A 15,342-nucleotide genomic window follows, 5' to 3' on the forward strand; every position below is an offset into this window, starting at 1 on the left:
GTTTACGACAATGGCTGCGAAAGAAATCCGTTTCAGTGAAGACGCGCGCGCGCGCATGCTGCGCGGCGTCAACATCCTGGCCAACGCCGTCAAGGCGACGCTGGGCCCGAAGGGCCGCAACGTGGTGCTCGAGAAGAGCTATGGCGCGCCGACGATCACCAAGGACGGCGTGTCCGTCGCCAAGGAGATCGAGCTGGCCGACAAGTTCGAGAACATGGGCGCGCAGATGGTGAAGGAAGTCGCTTCCCGCACCAACGACGAAGCCGGTGACGGCACCACCACCGCGACCGTGCTGGCGCAAGCCATCATCAAGGAAGGCATGAAATCGGTCGCCGCCGGCCTGAACCCGATGGACCTGAAGCGCGGCATCGACCTCGCGACCACCAATGTCGTGGCGGCGATCAAGGCGATGGCCCGTCCGGTGAAGGACAGCGCCGAAGTTGCGCAGGTCGGCACCATCTCGGCCAACGGCGAGGCCGAAATCGGCCGCCAGATCGCGGAAGCGATGCAGAAGGTCGGCAACGAGGGCGTGATCACCGTCGAAGAGAACAAGGGCCTTGAGACGGAAACCACCGTCGTCGAAGGCATGCAGTTCGACCGCGGCTACCTGTCGCCCTACTTCGTCACCAACGCCGACAAGATGATTGCCGAGCTGGAAGACGCCTACATCCTGCTGCACGAGAAGAAACTGTCGTCGCTGCAGCCGATGGTTCCGCTGCTGGAGGCTGTCATCCAGTCGCAGCGTCCGCTGATCATCGTGGCCGAAGACGTGGAAGGCGAAGCGCTTGCCACCCTCGTCGTCAACAAGCTGCGTGGCGGCCTGAAGATCGCTGCCGTCAAGGCCCCCGGCTTCGGCGACCGTCGCAAGGCCATGCTGCAGGACATCGCGATCCTGACCGGCGGCCAGGTGATCTCTGACGACCTCGGCATGAAGCTGGAAAACGTCGGGCTGGACATGCTGGGCCGCGCCAAGAAGGTCATCATCAAGAAGGATGACACCACCGTCATCGACGGCGCTGGCGACAAGGCGGAAATCGAAGCCCGCGTCGGCCAGATCCGGGCGCAGATCGAGGAAACCACCTCGGACTACGACCGCGAGAAGCTGCAGGAGCGTGTGGCCAAGCTTGCGGGCGGCGTTGCCGTCATCCGCGTTGGCGGCATGACCGAAGTCGAAGTGAAAGAGCGCAAGGACCGCGTTGACGACGCCCTGAACGCGACCCGCGCGGCCGTGCAGGAAGGCGTGATCGTCGGTGGCGGCGTGGCGCTGGTTCAGGCGGCCAAGGGTCTCGACAAGGTCAAGGGCGCGAACAGCGACCAGGAAGCCGGGATCGCGATCGTCAAGCGCGCGCTGGAAGCTCCGCTGCGCCAGATCGCCGAGAATGCCGGTGTCGACGGCGCCGTCGTCGCGGGCAAGATCCGCGAATCGAAGGATGCGACCTTCGGCTTCAACGCGCAGACCGAAGAATATGGCGACATGTTCAAGTTCGGCGTGATCGACCCGGCCAAGGTGGCGCGCACCGCGCTGGAAGATGCGGCCTCGGTCGCCTCGCTGCTGATCACCACCGAAGCGATGATCGCCGACCGTCCCGAGCCGAAAGCGGCCCCGGCGATGCCGGGCGGCGGCGGCATGGGCGGGATGGACTTCTGATCCGACGCTTCAGTCACCGGAAAGGGCGCCTTCGGGCGCCCTTTTTCTTTGCGCGCATCGGGGCGGGCAGGTAGCGTTCGACCCGTATCTGGCAAATGGATGAAACATGCAGGATGGAAGCGCCGGTCCGGTGCCGGACGCGGCAGAGCCGGGGCTGCCTGGGTTTGACGCCTGTGCGGCGGCTCTGGCCGATTGCCGCTATCTTCTGGTCATGCCGGTGCCGTGGCACCAGGCGCGGGACGGATCGGTCTGGCTGGATGAGTTGTGGCATCGCGACCTGATGCGCCACCTTGACTATCTGGGCGACCTGACGGTGCTCGCCCCCCGCCTGCCGCTGGGCGACAGGGCGGGCATGGTTCAGGTTCAGGCTGGACCCGGCCTGAAGTTTCGCGCGCTGCCCTGGGGGCAGAGCACGGCTGCGGGCCTCCTCAGCGCGCCCGCGACCTGGCTGGCCTCGCTGCGGGCGGTGCGCGGCGCGGACATCGTGCACAGCGGCGTGGCGGGCTGGCCCTTCCCTCCGGGACTCTTCGTCAATCCCCTGGCCGTGCTGCTGCGCAAGCCGATGGTGATCGTGGTGGAAAGCGCGTTCTGGCGGCTGTCGGGTCCCGGCCCGCACAGCCGCAAGGCAAGGCTGCGGGCGGGGGTGGTGGAACGCTTCGCCCGCTGGTCGGTACGGAAGGCGGCACTGGCGGTCTTCACCCATGAGGGCTATCGCAGCAGCCTGGGCCGGGGCAGCGAGGCGCAGTCGATCGTGACTCCGGCCAGCTGGATCGACGCGGAGGATGTGCTGAAACCGACGGTGGCCGAGGCGGCCTGGGCGGCGAAGCCCGCGCAGGTGCGGGTGCTGCTTGCGGCGCGGCTGACCGAGGGCAAGGGTGTGGCCGTGCTGCTGGACGCCCTGTCGGGTGCAGCGGCGCAGGGCTTGCCGGTGGCGGTGGACGTGATCGGCGATGGCCCGCTGCGCCCCGCCGTGGCCAAGGCTGCGGCCCAGCTCGGCCCCGACCGCCTGAACCTTCTGGACCCGGTGCCCTATGGCCCGCCGTTCCTGGGCCTTCTCGGGCGCTATCACGCGGCGCTGGTGCCCTCGATCACCGACGAACAGCCGCGCATCCTGTTCGATGCCGCTGCCCGGGCGGTGCCGGTCCTGGCCTCGGACACCGAGGGCCATCGCGGCCTGGTCGAGCCGGGCGTCAATGGCTGGCTGTTCGCGCCGGGCGATCCGGCGGCGCTGCTGGCCGCCTTGCAGCGCGCCGCCGGGGCACCAGAGGCGTTGCGGCAGATGGGCCTGACCGCGCGGACCTGGGCCGAGGGGCGGACGCATCAGGCGATGCATCTGGCGCGGGCGCGGCGGCTGGCAAAGCTGTGGCGCGCAGTGCGAGGCTAGAGGGGCTTGACCAGCCGTTCGATCCAGTGCCCGGTCTCGGCGTCCTGGCGACGGATGCCGGTGGGACGGAAGCCTTCACGCTCCCAGAACGCCCGTCCGCGAAGGTTTGCGTCCAGCACGGCAAGGTAGAGACGCGGGGCATGGCGCCCCCGCGCCAGCTTTTCGAGATGGGCGAGAAAGCTCCGGCCATGGCCCCGCCCCTGGGCCCAGGGACCAAGGATCATCAGGCCGAGATAGGCATCGTTCCTTTCCGGGAATCCGTAGGACAACTCCGCCACGCCCGAGAGCCGGTGATCGACGAACAGGCCCAGCCGGTCGCTTTCGGCGGGGTTGCAGTTCGGCGGGGCGTCGGTGAAGAAATCCGAGGCCTGGTTCTCGGGGTCGCAACGCCCCTTGGCCAGCAGCCAGTAATCCGGCGCCTCGCGGTAGAATTGCGCGACGAGGGCAGTCTCGGACGGGAACAACTCACGGATCCGCATGGGCGATCCTGACGATCTCCAGGTCGAGGCTGCCGGCGGGGCGCTTCCATGTCACCACATCGCCGACCTGCGCGCCCATGAGCGCGCGCGCCAGCGGCGAGTTCGGGGCGATGCGGTGGCGGGTGGCGTCGGCCTCGTCCTCGCCGGTGATCTCGTAGGTGGTCTGCCGCCCGTCCTCGTCGGCTACGGTGACTGACAAGCCGAAGGCAACTTCGGTCAGGTCGTGGCCTGCCGGGTCGATCACCACGGCGGCCTTGAGCCGGGCCTCCAGCCAGCGCAGGTCGCGTTCGGCTGCGGCTTCAGGCAGCTTGTCCAGCCGGTCAGGGCGGGCCTTCAGCGCGGCGAGGTCGGCCTGGCGTCCAGCGATCCGGTCGTGCAGCGCGGCCAGCCCCCGCGGGGTGACGATGTTCGGGCCGGGGGGCACCGGAAGCTCGGGCAGGTCGGGGCGGTCGTTCCCGGCATCTTCGTTGACGAAAGCGCGGCTCATTTCAGGATCACTTCCAAGGGGTCGTAATGGGCAGCCCCGGCCCCCCAGGCGGCGTCGGGCAGGCTGTCGGGCTTGAAGCGGATCTGACCGGCAGCAAGCTCCACGCGCGAGAAGAAACGGCGCTCGGTGACGACGCCCTCGGGGTCGGTCCAGCTGTTGTCCAGGTCCCCGTCCTCAAGCGTGCAGCGGAAGAAGAGGTCGATCTGGTGGAAGCCGGTCTCGGGGTCGTGGAATTCGTTGACCAGCACCGGCGGGCCGACCGCGACGGTCAGGCCGGTTTCCTCATGCACCTCGCGGGCGAGGTTCTGCGGCAGCGACTGCCCGGCCTCGCAACCGCCGCCGGGGGCGCACCAGAGGCCGAGCCGCGCGCCGGGGTAGGCGTTGACGAGGAGAAGCCGATCCTCATGCAGGATCAGCGCGCGAGTGGCGAGGCGGGGTTTCATGCGAGCCATGCGAAAGGCTTGCGTGGCGCGGGGCGGTTTGTCCAGTGGCTCAGGCGGCGAGAGGTTTCGCCGCCGCCCCCGACCGTTCCGACCAGAGAAGCCAGCTTGAGGCCGCAAGGATCATCGCCACGCCCAGCCAGAGCTGTCCCTCGGGCAGGTAGCCGAAGATGGCCCAGCCGACCACGACGTTCGAGATCAGCTTGATGTCGTCGAAGGGCTGGACGAAGGCCGCATCCGCCGCAGCATAGGCCAGCGTCAGCAGGTGCTGCGCGAGGAAGACCAGCGCGCCACCCGCCAGCAGCCAGACCAGCACCCAGCCAGCGGGCCATTCGAACCCGGCATGCAGCGAGATCGCGCCGTTGATCGGGGTCAGCAGCACCAGCAACCAGAGCGTCACCGTCTCGGGCCGTTCGGTCATCGTCAGGCGCTTGGTCATCAGCGAGGCGGCGGCCCAGAGGATCGCGGCGCCCACGGGGTAGAGCGCCGTCAGGGTGAACCCGGTTTCCCAGGGGCGCAAGAGCACCATCGCGCCGGCAAAGCCCAGGGCAGCGGCGCCCCAGCGGGTGAGGTCGACCCGCTCGCCCAGGAACAGCGCCGCGCCGAGGAGGACGAAGAAGGGCGAGGTCATCACCAGCGCGATCACCTGCCAGATCGGCGTACCGTGTGACAGCGCCATGACGAAGGCCTGCACGCCAAGGGCCGAGACGAGCACCCGGATCAGATGCAGCCCGGGACGGGCGGTCTTCAGCCCGGCCAGTCCGTGCCGGCGCAGGAAGGGCAGGGCCAGGACCAGCGCGATGGCATATTGCCAGAAACTGTCGGATTGCGGGCGAAAGCCAAGCTGGCTGGTGATGATCTGCGTCAGCGCATTGGCCAGCGCGAAGCAGAGACCCGCGCCGACCATGAAGGCCGCACCGCGGAGAGGGAACGACCGACTCATGGCGTCTCCTTTCACGACCCGATCAGTCAGGGGAAAACGCGCCCGCCCGCCGGGGCGGGTGGGGATCGCTCTCTTCCATCCGGCCTGTCACCGTCGGCCCCGGAGTTCCACCGGATCTGCTGACCCCCGTTGCCGGGGCGCTCGCGGGCTGTCACCGCCGGTGGGGACTTGCACCCCGCCCTGAGAACACCGGAAAAGCCCGGCCAGACAGGGCTAGCAGGGTGCGGCCGGTGGGGCAAGCACCGCTGGCGCAGGCGGGACGTGCGACAGCGCAGCCCTGCATGACGCTGCGTCGGCTTTGGCCGACGGGTGGAAATCCGGGCTTGATCGCCGCGCCCGCGCGCAGGACAGTCGGGCCATGTGGCTGACCGGACCCCTTGCCCGCTTCCTGCCCGCCGCCCCCGCGACCGAGGAAGGCGCAGGCGTGGCAGATGCCGTGATCCTGCTGCATGGCCTTGCGCGCACCGATGCCTCGTTGGCGCCCATGGCCTTGGCGCTGAAGGCGGCGGGGTTCCGGGTGTTGAACTGGTCCTACCCCTCGACCAAGGCGGCGCCCGAGGCTCTGGCCGAGGAGGTGGGGCAGGCGGTCTCGAGGGCCGGTCCGGGGCGGGTGCATTTCGTGACGCATTCGATGGGTGGCATCCTGTTGCGCGACTGGCTGGCGCGGCACCGCCCGGCACAGATGGGCCGCGTGGTGATGCTCGCTCCGCCGAACCACGGGTCGGAGCTGGTGGACAAGCTGGGCGACAATCCGGTCTTCCACATGGTCAACGGCAAGGCGGGCAAGACGCTGGGCACCGGGCCCGACAGCTGGCCGAACAGCCTGCCGCCTGCGGACTATCCGCTGGGGGTCATCGCTGGCACGCGGTCGCTCAATCCAGTCTGGAACGCCATGCTGCCGGGGCCGAACGACGGCAAGGTGACGGTGGAAAGCACCAAGCTTGACGGCATGGCCGAGCATCTGGTGCTGCCCGTCACCCATACCTTCATGATGGTCAACCCGGTGGTGATCCGGCAGGTTCTCAGCTTCCTGCGCGAGGGACGCTTCGACCCTTCGCTGACGCTGACTTCCGTTGTGAAAGAGACTTTTCAGGCGGTGCAGTCCGGCTGACGACCTCGGGCGTGCCGGTGTCGGACTTGCCCTTGTCCAGCTGGGCGCGACCGATGGCGGCCAGCTCTTCATACTGGCGGACGAAGGCGGCAAGCTCCTTTTCCTCCAGCTCCTCCAGGTCGAGCAGCGACAGATGCGCGCCCTTGGTGGCGCGGATCAGCTCGTCCAGCTTCAGCTGCATGGCGACGGTGTCGCGGTTCTGGGTGTTCTGGATCAGGAAGACCATCAGGAAGGTGATGATGGTGGTGCCGGTGTTGATCACCAGCTGCCAGGTGTCGGAGAAGGCGAAGACCGGGCCGGATACCATCCAGACGACGATGGTTGCGACAGCAAGCAGGAAGGTGATCGGTCGTCCCGACAGCTGGGCGATCCAGCGGGCGGTGCGGGTGTAGACAGAGGATTTGTCGGTCATGGCGGTCCTCGGGCAGGGCGGCAGCCCGAGCATAACGCAGATTGCGGGGATCGGTGCCCTGATCTGGGTCAGACCGGGCCGGGCTCGTCGGGAACTTCGTTCCCCCCGTGCCCCTAGCGACGAGAAGACGAAGTCGCACGACACGAAGTCGCACGACAAGGATCAGGCCCGGATCACCCGGTTGACATGCCCCATCTTGCGGCCCGGTCGCGGGCTCCCCTTGCCGTAGAGATGCACCGCCGTATCACGGGCCTTAAGCAGCTCCGGCACCTTCAGCACATCGTCGCCGATCAGGTTCTCCATCACCACATCGGCATAGCGGTTGCCATCGCCCAGTGGCAGCCCTGCGACCGCGCGGATGTGCTGCTCGAACTGGTCCACCGTGCAGCCAGCTTGCGTCCAGTGGCCGGAGTTGTGGACGCGTGGCGCGATCTCGTTCACCAGCAGGCCCTTCGCCGTGACGAACAGCTCCACCCCCATCACGCCCACATAGTCGAGTGCATTCAGGATGCGGGCGGCGATCAGCACCGCATCGGCACGCTGGCCGGGCGACAGGCGGGCGGGAACCGTGGTCGTGCGCAGGATGCCGTCGCGGTGGATGTTCTCGCCGGGGTCGAAACAGGCGACCGAGCCGTCAAGGCCGCGGGCGGCGATGACGCTGACCTCGCGGTCGAAGGTGACGAAGCCTTCCAGCACCGAAGGCGCGTTGTTCATCGCGGCCCAGGCGGCGGGAATTTCGGCCTCGCCGTCCAGCTTCACCTGCCCCTTGCCGTCATAGCCCAGCCGCGTGGTCTTCAGGATCGCGGGCAGGCCAAGCCTGTCGGCAGCGGCCCGGAGATCGGCTTCGGAATTGACGGCGGCCCAGGGGGCGGTCTGCAAGCCGAGGTCGTTCAGGAAGCCCTTCTCGCTGATCCGGTCCTGGCTGACCGCCAGCGCCCGGCGGTTCGGGCGGATTGGCTTCAACGATTCCAGCAGGTCAAGCGCCGAGGTGGGCACGTTCTCGAATTCATAGGTGATGACGTCGACGCTGGCGGCAAAGGCGCGCAGCGCCGACTCGTCCTCATAGGGCGCGGTGGTGACGCTATGGGCCACGTCACCCGCCGGGGCAGCGCCGGGTTCATAGATGTGGCAGCGATAGCCGAGGCGGCTGGCCGCGACTGACAGCATCCGGCCCAGTTGCCCGCCACCAAGGATGCCGATCACCGCGCCCTGCGGAAGCTCAGTCATCCTGCGGCTCCTCGGGGATCGAGGCCGACAGGGCATCGCGCCAGGCGTCCAGCCGCCTGGCAACGCCTTCGTCCGACACCGCAAGGATCGCCGCCGCCATCAGTCCGGCATTTGCCGCCCCGCCGATGGCCATCGTGGCGACCGGATAGCCCTTGGGCATCTGCAGGATCGAGTAGAGCGAATCGACGCCGGCGAGCGCCCTGGTCTGCACCGGCACGCCGATCACCGGCACCCGGGTCTTCGACGCCATCATGCCCGGCAGATGGGCCGCGCCCCCTGCTCCCGCGATGATCACCTTCAGGCCGCGGGACACGGCGGTCTTGCCATAGTCCCACAGCCGGTCCGGCGTGCGGTGGGCGCTGACGATCTTCGTCTCATAGGCCACCCCAAGCTCGTCCAGGATTTCGGCGGCTGCCTTCATCGTCGGCCAGTCGCTTTGCGACCCCATGATGATGCCGACCGAAACGCCCATGCCAATGGCCCCCGCTGCCTGTCAGGGGCGCGCATATACCGCCCTGCCGGATACGGCAAGGCGGCACGTGTCCTGGGTCGGGACGGTCAGAACTTCATCACATAGGAGACCCCGGCCACCAGCGGGTCGATCTCGACCGTGCCGATGGGGGCGCCGTCGAGCGTCACGTCGGAATCGATGTCGACATAGCGCAACTCCATCCGCAGCGCGCCCTTGTCGCTGATTGCATAGTCTGCACCGAGGGTGGCTGCGAGGCCCCAGCTGTCCTTGATCTTCAAATCACCCAGGGCCGAGGATTCCTCGAAGAAGGCGGTGTAGTTCAGCCCGACGCCGACGAAGGGGGTAAATTTGCCGCCCGTCGGGATGTGGTAGTTCAGCGAGACGGTCGGCGGCAGTTGCTTGGTCGTGCCCGCGAAGGCGCCGCCCAGGTAGATGTCATGCTTGAAGGGCAGGGCGCCCAGAACCTCGACCCCCAGGTTGTCGCGGATGAAGTATTCGAAGGTGATCGACGGCCGGACGTTGTTGCCCACATCCGCCGCCGCCCCGGCGAGGGTGCCGTTGCCGTCCTTGGGCATGACGCTGGCCAGTCCGAAGCCAAGGGTCATGTCCCCGGCCGATTGCGCCAGGGCGGGAAAAGCCAGCGCGGCCGAGGCGAGGAGGGTGAACACGGAAATCTTGATTCTGGTCATCTTGCGACTCACTGCTTGTTGCCAAGCCAGTTTCTGCCGCGCAGCGATGGAAAAGATTGAGGTGGATCAAATGGCTGCGATCTGGCCTGCGGCATTGCGCCGCGAAGCAGCATGATGTCGCAGGCGCAGATGTCAGGCGATGATGTCGGGGATCAGCATGTCCTCGATCTTCACGATCTGGTCCTTCAGCGCCAGCTTCTGCTTCTTCAGCCGCCGAAGGGTCAGCGCGTCGGGGCGACCGGTTTGCTCAAGCGCATGGATGGCCTGGTCAAGGTCGCGGTGTTCGCGGCGCAGGACTTCGAGCCTGATGCCAAGCATCTCGACATGGTTGAGTTCGGTCGGGGCGTTCATGATGGGACGAATCGGTTCCTGCCTTTCCGCAAGAATATAGGAAAGCGACCCTCATGGGGGAAGGTTTCTGCGCGAAATCGCGGCAAACGGCTGCGGATCCCTCAGCTGCCGGACCTTGCGGGGCCGGGCGCCGGGCCCCATATTCACCCCACGCGGTGCCCAAGTGCGGGGCCGCAAAGACCGAACCGTCGCTTATGCCAAGGACTGTCCGATGACGAAACTGAGCTTTGGGGCCCATCCCTATCTTCTGGGGTTCGAGCAGCTGGAACGGCTGGTCGAACGCACCGCGAAATCCGGGGCCGAGGGCTATCCTCCGTTCAACATCGAGGCGGTGGCGGACAACGCCTACCGGATCACGCTGGCCGTCGCGGGCTTCCGCGAGGAGGACCTGTCGATCACGGTCGAGGACCGGCAGCTGGTGGTCAGGGGCCGTCAGGCCGAGGATTCGGGGGACCGGGTGTTCCTGCATCGCGGCATCGCGGCCCGGGCCTTCCAGCGCAGCTTCGTGCTGGCCGACGGAGTCGAGGTGGCCGGGGCCACGATGGAACATGGGCTTCTCCACGTCGACCTGCGCCGCCATGTGCCGGAGACCGTGGTGCAGACGATCCGGATCGGTCGCAAGGATGCCAGCCAGAAAGGGGGCAACAAATGAACACGCCATTCAACGGCCTGCCGCAAGGGGCCGACCGCATCGTCTATGTCCGCGAGATCGCGGTGGGCGACCTGCCGGACGAGGTACGCGAGCAGGTGGGCGATGCGCAGGTGATCTGGTCTGTGCATGGGGCCGATGGCCGCCAGCTGGCGCTGGTCGCCGACCGCAAGCTCGCCTTCCATCTTGCGCGGGAACACGACTTCACGCCCGTAAGCGTGCACTGATTTCCAGCGGCGTCAGCCGTTCGCGGCTGGCCTTGTGCGACGGAACCGCTAGGCTTCGGCGTACTGGGTTTGTTGCGTCAATGGAGGTCGCGTTGAAAACCACTACCGGATACTCGGGCATTCAGATTTCGTTGCACTGGCTGGTCGCCATCCTGATCGTCGTCGCCTGGTTCACCGGCGAGGGCGGGAAAGAGGCGATGGAGGTGGTGGAGAAGGGCGGCACGGCAGGTTTCGTCCCGCATGTGGCGATCGGTCTGGCGATCCTGGCCCTGGTCGTGACCCGGCTGCTGATCCGGCTGGGCCGCGGAACACCCGCCGCGCCAGGAGAGCCGGGCAGCCTGGTGGTGCTGGCCTCGGACTGGGGACACCGGCTGATCTATCTCCTGATGCTCGCGGTGCCGCTGGGCGGGGTGTGCACCTACTTCCTCGGGCTGGACGTCGGCGATCTTCATGAGCTTGGGGCGAATGTGCTGATGATCGTGGTGCTGGGCCATGCGCTGATGGCGATCTATCACCAGTATGTGCTGAAGGACGGTGTCCTGAGCCGGATGATGCGGGCGGAGTGAACGACGAAGGCCGCGCCCTGAAGCGCGGCCTTTCTTTTCCAGGGCGCCGACATCAGGCCCGGATCAGCCCCATCTGCTCCAGCTTCAAGAGCACCTGATGCGCGCAATGGTCGACATCGACATTCTCGGTGTCCACCATCAGTTCGGCCTTGGTCGGGGCCTCGTAGGGGTCGGAGATCCCGGTGAATTCCTTGATCTTGCCCTCGCGTGCCAGCTTGTACAGACCCTTGCGGTCGCGGCGTTCGCATTCCTCGATCGAGGTCGCGACATGCACCTCGACGAAGGCGCCGAAGGCCTCGACCATCTCGCGCACCGCGCGGCGGGTGGCGGTATAGGGCGCGATGGGGGCGCAGATCGCGATGCCGCCGTTCTTGGTGATCTCGCTCGCGACATAGCCGATGCGCTTGATGTTCAGGTCGCGGTGTTCCTTCGAGAAGCCCAGTTCCGACGACAGGTGCTTGCGCACCACGTCGCCGTCCAGCAGCGTGACCGGACGCCCGCCCATCTCCATCAGCTTGACCATCAGCGCGTTGGCGATGGTGGACTTGCCGCTGCCCGAAAGCCCGGTGAAGAACACCGTGAAGCCCTGTTTCGACCGCGCGGGGCTGGTCTTGCGCAACTCGTTCACCACTTCCGGGAACGAGAACCACTCCGGGATGTCCAGCCCCTCGCGGAGACGGCGGCGCAGTTCGGTGCCGGAAATGTCCAGGACGGTGGAACCCTCGGGGATTTCGTTTGCCGGGAAATACTGGGCCTTTTCCTGCACATAGACCATGTGCTTGAAATCGACCATCTGGACGCCGATCTCGGCCGCATGCTTGCCGAACAACTCCTGCGCGGCATAGGGGTCGTAGAAATCCTTGCCCTGACTGTTCTTCCCCGGCCCGGCGTGGTCGCGCCCGACGATCATGTGGGTGCAGCCGTGGTTCTTGCGGATCAGCCCGTGCCAGACCGCCTCGCGCGGGCCGGCCATGCGCATCGCAAGGTTCAGGAGGGAAAGCGCCGTGGTCTGCGCCGGATACTTGTCCAGCACCGCCTCATAGCAGCGGACGCGGGTGAAGTGGTCCACGTCGCCCGGCTTGGTCATGCCGACGACCGGATGGATCAGGAGGTTCGCCTCGGCCTCGCGGGCGGCACGGAAGGTCAGCTCCTGATGCGCGCGGTGCAAGGGGTTGCGGGTCTGGAAGGCCACGATCTTGCGCCAGCCCAGCTTGCGGAACAGGGCGCGCAACTCGTTCGGGGTGTCGCGGCGGGCCTTGAAGTCGTAATGCACCGGCTGCTGGATGCCGGTGATCGGGCCGCCCAGATAAACCGGACCGGCCACGTTGTGCAGGTAGTTGACTGCCGGATGGGCAATGTCGTCGGCGCCGAAGACGCCCGCCGCCTCCACCGCCTTGTTCGGCACCCATTTGTCGGTGATCGACAGGATGGCGAGGATCACGCCCTCCTGATCCCGCAGCGCGATGTCCTGGCCCGGCTCGACCTTCCCGGCAAAGGCTTCCGACACGTCCAGCGTGATCGGCATCGGCCAGAGCGAACCATCCGCCAGCCGCATGTCGGCGACGACGCCATCGTAATCCGCCTGCCCCATGAAGCCCTTCAGCGGGTTGAAGCCGCCGTTCATCAGGAGTTCCAGGTCGCAGATCTGGCGCGGGGTCAGGTCCCAGGACGGCAGCTGCGCGGCCTCGACCTTCAGCTTCTGGGCCGAGTCGGAAGAGACATAAAGCTCGGGGATCGGGGCGTGGTTCGGAAGCGACATGGGGATAACCTTTCAGCGCGGACAAGGCCGCATTTGCGCGGGTCCGTATCCCGACCGGGGGGGCGGATTCAAGCGGATGCGGGGCATTTGCCGCAGATAAGGCGGAAATGTCGCGCGGTTTCACCCGCGCGGACCGGCGTTCTGCATTGCAGCGCGATTGGCGGAGGGAATTCCGGCCAGCCCACGTCCGGCCGGTCAGGGCGGGAAGCCATTCCGCTTGCCAATCCGGCGCCCTGGGCTCCAAATGCGCCGGAACCGGGAGGGACCGATGATCGCACCTTTCACCGGCCGCTGCCTGTGCGGCGCCGTGACTTACCGCTGCGAGGCCTTGCCGCTCTGGCAGGGTCATTGCCATTGCGAAAGCTGCCGCCGGGCGACCGCCTCGCCCCTCACCTCGTTCCTCGGCGTGCGCAACGGGACCTGGTCATGGACCGGAGAGACGCCTGCCGCCTACAATTCCTCGCCCGGCACCTGGCGCGACTTCTGCCCGCATTGCGGGACGCAGATGGCCTATCGCAGCGCCCGCTGGCCGGAGGAGATGCATTTCTACGCGGCAACGCTGGACGATCCCGTCGCCTACCAGCCCACGGCACATTTCCATTCGGACGAAAGGCTGCCCTGGATGCACCTGTCAGACGGCTTGCCGCTCAAGTGACCCTTCGTCAGGCCAGATAGGCGCGGAAGCTGCGGATGACTTCCTCGTAGACCGCGCGCTTGAAGGGGACGATGCTTGCCACCATCTCGTCGGCGAGGATCCAGCGCCAGGTGGAAAACTCCGGATGCTCCGTGGCGATCTTCACGTCGGCGTCCTGCCCCTTGAAGCGGAACAGGAACCACTTCTGCCGCTGGCCCCGGTATTTCCCGCCCCAGACGCGGCCCAGCAACTCGGGCGGCAGGTCGTATGTCACCCAGCCGTGGGTCTTGCCGACGAACTCCACCTTGTCGCGGGTGACGCCGGTTTCCTCCCACAGCTCGCGATAGGCGGCCTCGCGCGGTTTCTCGCCCTCGTCGATGCCGCCCTGCGGCATCTGCCAGGCGGGCGAGGGATTGTCGATCCGCTGGCCCGCGAAGACCATGCCGCGGGCGTCGATCAGCACGACGCCCACGCAGGGCCGGTACGTCAGGGTTTCGGGGTCGATCAGGCTCACTTCTCTTCCGGTGCGATGGCGGTGAGGCCCTTGATGATGTCGACGGCATAGGCGAGCTGGTAGTCCTCGTCGCGCAGCTTGGCCGATTCCTCGGCGTGCTGCTGCTCTTCCAGATACAGCCGCTTTTCCTCGTCCGTCATCGAATCGTTGGTGATCGCCCCGCGCAGGTCGGCTTCGGAGCGCTCGCGCATCGCCGCCGATTTCTCGGTTTCGGACGCGTTCGGATCGACCGGCGCGACCTCGGGTTGCTGCACCACGATGTCGGGCGAGATGCCAAGCGCCTGGATCGACCGGCCCGAGGGCGTGTAGTAGCGCGCCGTCGTCAGCCGCATCGCCCCGTCGCCGCGCAAGGGGATCAGCGTCTGGACCGAGCCCTTGCCGAAGCTTTTCGTCCCGACCACGATGGCGCGGCGATGGTCCTGCAAGGCCCCCGCCACGATTTCCGAGGCCGAGGCCGAGCCGCCGTTGATCAGAAGCACGATGGGCTTGCCGCCGATCAGGTCGCCCGGCTGGGCGTTGTAGCGCTCGCCGCTGCCCGCCGCCCGGCCCCGGGTCGACACGATCTCGCCCTTGTCGAGGAAGGCATCCGACACGCTGATCGCCTCGTTCAGAAGGCCGCCGGGGTTGTTGCGCAGGTCGATGACCACGCCTTCCAGGTTGTCGATCCCGCCCAGTTCCTTGAGGCCCTTGTCCAGTTCTTCCTTCACGCCGCTGGTGGTCTGGTCGTTGAACGTGGTGATCCGCAGCACGACGGTCTTGCCCACCACGCGGCCTTTCACGGCGGTCAGCTTGATCGTGTCGCGGATGATCGACACGTCGAAAGGCTCTGCCGTGCCTTGGCGGACCACGGTGATGATGATCTCAGACCCGATCGGGCCGCGCATCTTTTCCACCGCCTCGTCCAGCATCAGGCCCGAGACCGGCTCGCCGTCGACATGGGTGATGAAGTCGCCCGCCTGGATGCCCGCCTTGGCGGCCGGGGTGCCGTCCATCGGCGAGATGACCTTGATGAAGCCTTCCTCTTGCGTGACCTCGATCCCGAGACCGCCAAATTCGCCCCGGGTCTGGACCTGCATGTCCTCGAAGTCCTTGGCCGAGAGATAGCTGGAATGGGGGTCGAGCGAGGTGAGCATGCCGTTGATCGCGGCCGTCACCAGCTTGTCGGTCGGGACCTCCTCGACATACTGGCTGCGGACCCGCTCGAAGATGTCGCCGAACAGGTCGAGCTGTTCATAGACCGAGCTGCCGGTCACGGCTTCCTGCGCGACGAGGGGACCGGCGATCTGCGTGGTCGCGATGACCCCGGCGACGGTTCCGGCCAGGGCGGCCATCACATGCTTCTTCATCCGA

General features: G+C 67.0%; 19 protein-coding genes and 1 riboswitch. Of the genes, 7 read left to right on the forward strand and 12 right to left on the reverse strand.

Features of this window, described 5'->3' with window-relative positions; all coding sequences use genetic code 11:
- Nucleotides 1–10: 10 nt before the first annotated feature.
- Together groL and JNJ68_RS06580 are read left to right on the forward strand one after the other, a co-directional pair.
- Complete coding sequence (gene groL / locus JNJ68_RS06575) at nt 11–1,648, forward strand: chaperonin GroEL (protein WP_294980677.1); 1,638 nt, start codon at nt 11–13, stop codon at nt 1,646–1,648.
- A 106-nt stretch (nt 1,649–1,754) separates the two neighbouring features.
- Nucleotides 1,755–3,032 (forward strand): glycosyltransferase, encoded by a 1,278-nt coding sequence (locus JNJ68_RS06580; protein WP_294980449.1) that lies wholly within the window; start codon nt 1,755–1,757, stop codon nt 3,030–3,032.
- Here JNJ68_RS06580 and JNJ68_RS06585 read toward each other — a convergent pair.
- From JNJ68_RS06585 to JNJ68_RS06600, 4 genes are read right to left on the reverse strand one after another with little or no spacing between them, the layout of a single operon-like run.
- Nucleotides 3,029–3,511, reverse strand: coding sequence for a GNAT family N-acetyltransferase (locus tag JNJ68_RS06585; protein ID WP_294980450.1), 483 nt, complete (start codon nt 3,509–3,511; stop codon nt 3,029–3,031). The two genes, JNJ68_RS06580 and JNJ68_RS06585, sit on opposite strands and share 4 nt — an antisense overlap.
- Complete coding sequence (locus JNJ68_RS06590; protein WP_294980453.1) at nt 3,498–3,998, reverse strand: GreA/GreB family elongation factor; 501 nt, start codon at nt 3,996–3,998, stop codon at nt 3,498–3,500. The genes JNJ68_RS06585 and JNJ68_RS06590 overlap by 14 nt, the downstream gene beginning before the upstream one ends.
- Complete coding sequence (locus JNJ68_RS06595) at nt 3,995–4,450, reverse strand: NUDIX domain-containing protein (RefSeq protein ID WP_294980455.1); 456 nt, start codon at nt 4,448–4,450, stop codon at nt 3,995–3,997. The genes JNJ68_RS06590 and JNJ68_RS06595 overlap by 4 nt, the downstream gene beginning before the upstream one ends.
- A 40-nt stretch (nt 4,451–4,490) precedes the next feature.
- Entirely contained in the window at nt 4,491–5,381 is an 891-nt protein-coding gene (locus tag JNJ68_RS06600) for a DMT family transporter (protein WP_294980458.1), read from the reverse strand.
- Between the two features lie 63 nt (nt 5,382–5,444).
- Nucleotides 5,445–5,573: riboswitch (FMN riboswitch) on the reverse strand.
- Between the two features lie 166 nt (nt 5,574–5,739).
- On the opposite strand from JNJ68_RS06600, the gene JNJ68_RS06605 reads away from it, so the two are divergent.
- A complete protein-coding gene (locus JNJ68_RS06605; protein ID WP_294980460.1) occupies nt 5,740–6,492 on the forward strand; it encodes an alpha/beta fold hydrolase in 753 nt (250 codons plus the stop codon).
- On the opposite strand, the gene JNJ68_RS06610 is transcribed toward JNJ68_RS06605, so the two are convergent.
- The 5 genes from JNJ68_RS06610 to JNJ68_RS06630 all read right to left on the reverse strand — a co-directional run bounded on the left by JNJ68_RS06610 (nt 6,404) and on the right by JNJ68_RS06630 (nt 9,643).
- The gene (locus JNJ68_RS06610) at nt 6,404–6,904 is read right to left on the reverse strand and encodes a low affinity iron permease family protein (protein WP_294980463.1); all 501 of its coding nucleotides are present in this window, start codon (nt 6,902–6,904) and stop codon (nt 6,404–6,406) included. The two genes, JNJ68_RS06605 and JNJ68_RS06610, sit on opposite strands and share 89 nt — an antisense overlap.
- 162 nt (nt 6,905–7,066) lie before the next feature.
- Nucleotides 7,067–8,131, reverse strand: a complete 1,065-nt coding sequence (locus tag JNJ68_RS06615) for a 5-(carboxyamino)imidazole ribonucleotide synthase (protein ID WP_294980466.1) — start codon at nt 8,129–8,131, stop codon at nt 7,067–7,069.
- On the reverse strand, nt 8,124–8,603 hold the full coding sequence (purE, locus tag JNJ68_RS06620) for a 5-(carboxyamino)imidazole ribonucleotide mutase (protein ID WP_294980469.1): 480 nt from the start codon (nt 8,601–8,603) through the stop codon (nt 8,124–8,126). The genes JNJ68_RS06615 and purE overlap by 8 nt, the downstream gene beginning before the upstream one ends.
- An 86-nt stretch (nt 8,604–8,689) precedes the next feature.
- Nucleotides 8,690–9,292: an OmpW family outer membrane protein gene (locus JNJ68_RS06625; protein WP_294980472.1), complete on the reverse strand. Its 603-nt coding sequence runs from the start codon at nt 9,290–9,292 to the stop codon at nt 8,690–8,692.
- A 132-nt stretch (nt 9,293–9,424) separates the two neighbouring features.
- A complete protein-coding gene (locus JNJ68_RS06630; protein ID WP_294980475.1) occupies nt 9,425–9,643 on the reverse strand; it encodes a DUF465 domain-containing protein in 219 nt (72 codons plus the stop codon).
- Nucleotides 9,644–9,854: 211 nt separating this feature from the next.
- On the opposite strand from JNJ68_RS06630, the gene JNJ68_RS06635 reads away from it, so the two are divergent.
- From JNJ68_RS06635 to JNJ68_RS06645, 3 genes are all read left to right on the forward strand, one after another.
- Nucleotides 9,855–10,295: an Hsp20 family protein gene (locus tag JNJ68_RS06635; RefSeq protein ID WP_294980477.1), complete on the forward strand. Its 441-nt coding sequence runs from the start codon at nt 9,855–9,857 to the stop codon at nt 10,293–10,295.
- A complete protein-coding gene (locus JNJ68_RS06640; protein ID WP_294980479.1) occupies nt 10,292–10,519 on the forward strand; it encodes a DUF1150 family protein in 228 nt (75 codons plus the stop codon). The genes JNJ68_RS06635 and JNJ68_RS06640 overlap by 4 nt, the downstream gene beginning before the upstream one ends.
- A gap of 92 nt (nt 10,520–10,611) precedes the next feature.
- Entirely contained in the window at nt 10,612–11,085 is a 474-nt protein-coding gene (locus tag JNJ68_RS06645) for a cytochrome b (protein WP_294980481.1), read from the forward strand.
- A 52-nt stretch (nt 11,086–11,137) separates the two neighbouring features.
- Here JNJ68_RS06645 and JNJ68_RS06650 read toward each other — a convergent pair whose 3' ends face one another.
- Nucleotides 11,138–12,844, reverse strand: a complete 1,707-nt coding sequence (locus tag JNJ68_RS06650; protein ID WP_294980483.1) for a bifunctional sulfate adenylyltransferase/adenylylsulfate kinase — start codon at nt 12,842–12,844, stop codon at nt 11,138–11,140.
- A gap of 268 nt (nt 12,845–13,112) precedes the next feature.
- Here JNJ68_RS06650 and JNJ68_RS06655 point away from each other — a divergent pair, with 268 nt between their 5' ends.
- Complete coding sequence (locus tag JNJ68_RS06655) at nt 13,113–13,499, forward strand: GFA family protein (protein WP_294980486.1); 387 nt, start codon at nt 13,113–13,115, stop codon at nt 13,497–13,499.
- Nucleotides 13,500–13,506: 7 nt separating this feature from the next.
- On the opposite strand, the gene JNJ68_RS06660 is transcribed toward JNJ68_RS06655, so the two are convergent.
- Both JNJ68_RS06660 and JNJ68_RS06665 read right to left on the reverse strand, forming a co-directional pair.
- Nucleotides 13,507–13,992, reverse strand: a complete 486-nt coding sequence (locus tag JNJ68_RS06660; RefSeq protein WP_294980488.1) for an RNA pyrophosphohydrolase — start codon at nt 13,990–13,992, stop codon at nt 13,507–13,509.
- Complete coding sequence (locus JNJ68_RS06665; RefSeq protein ID WP_294980491.1) at nt 13,989–15,338, reverse strand: S41 family peptidase; 1,350 nt, start codon at nt 15,336–15,338, stop codon at nt 13,989–13,991. The genes JNJ68_RS06660 and JNJ68_RS06665 overlap by 4 nt, the downstream gene beginning before the upstream one ends.
- Nucleotides 15,339–15,342: the final 4 nt, after the last annotated feature.

The sequence above is a fragment of the Tabrizicola sp. genome (genome assembly GCF_016793705.1).
Classification (GTDB): domain Bacteria; phylum Pseudomonadota; class Alphaproteobacteria; order Rhodobacterales; family Rhodobacteraceae; genus Tabrizicola.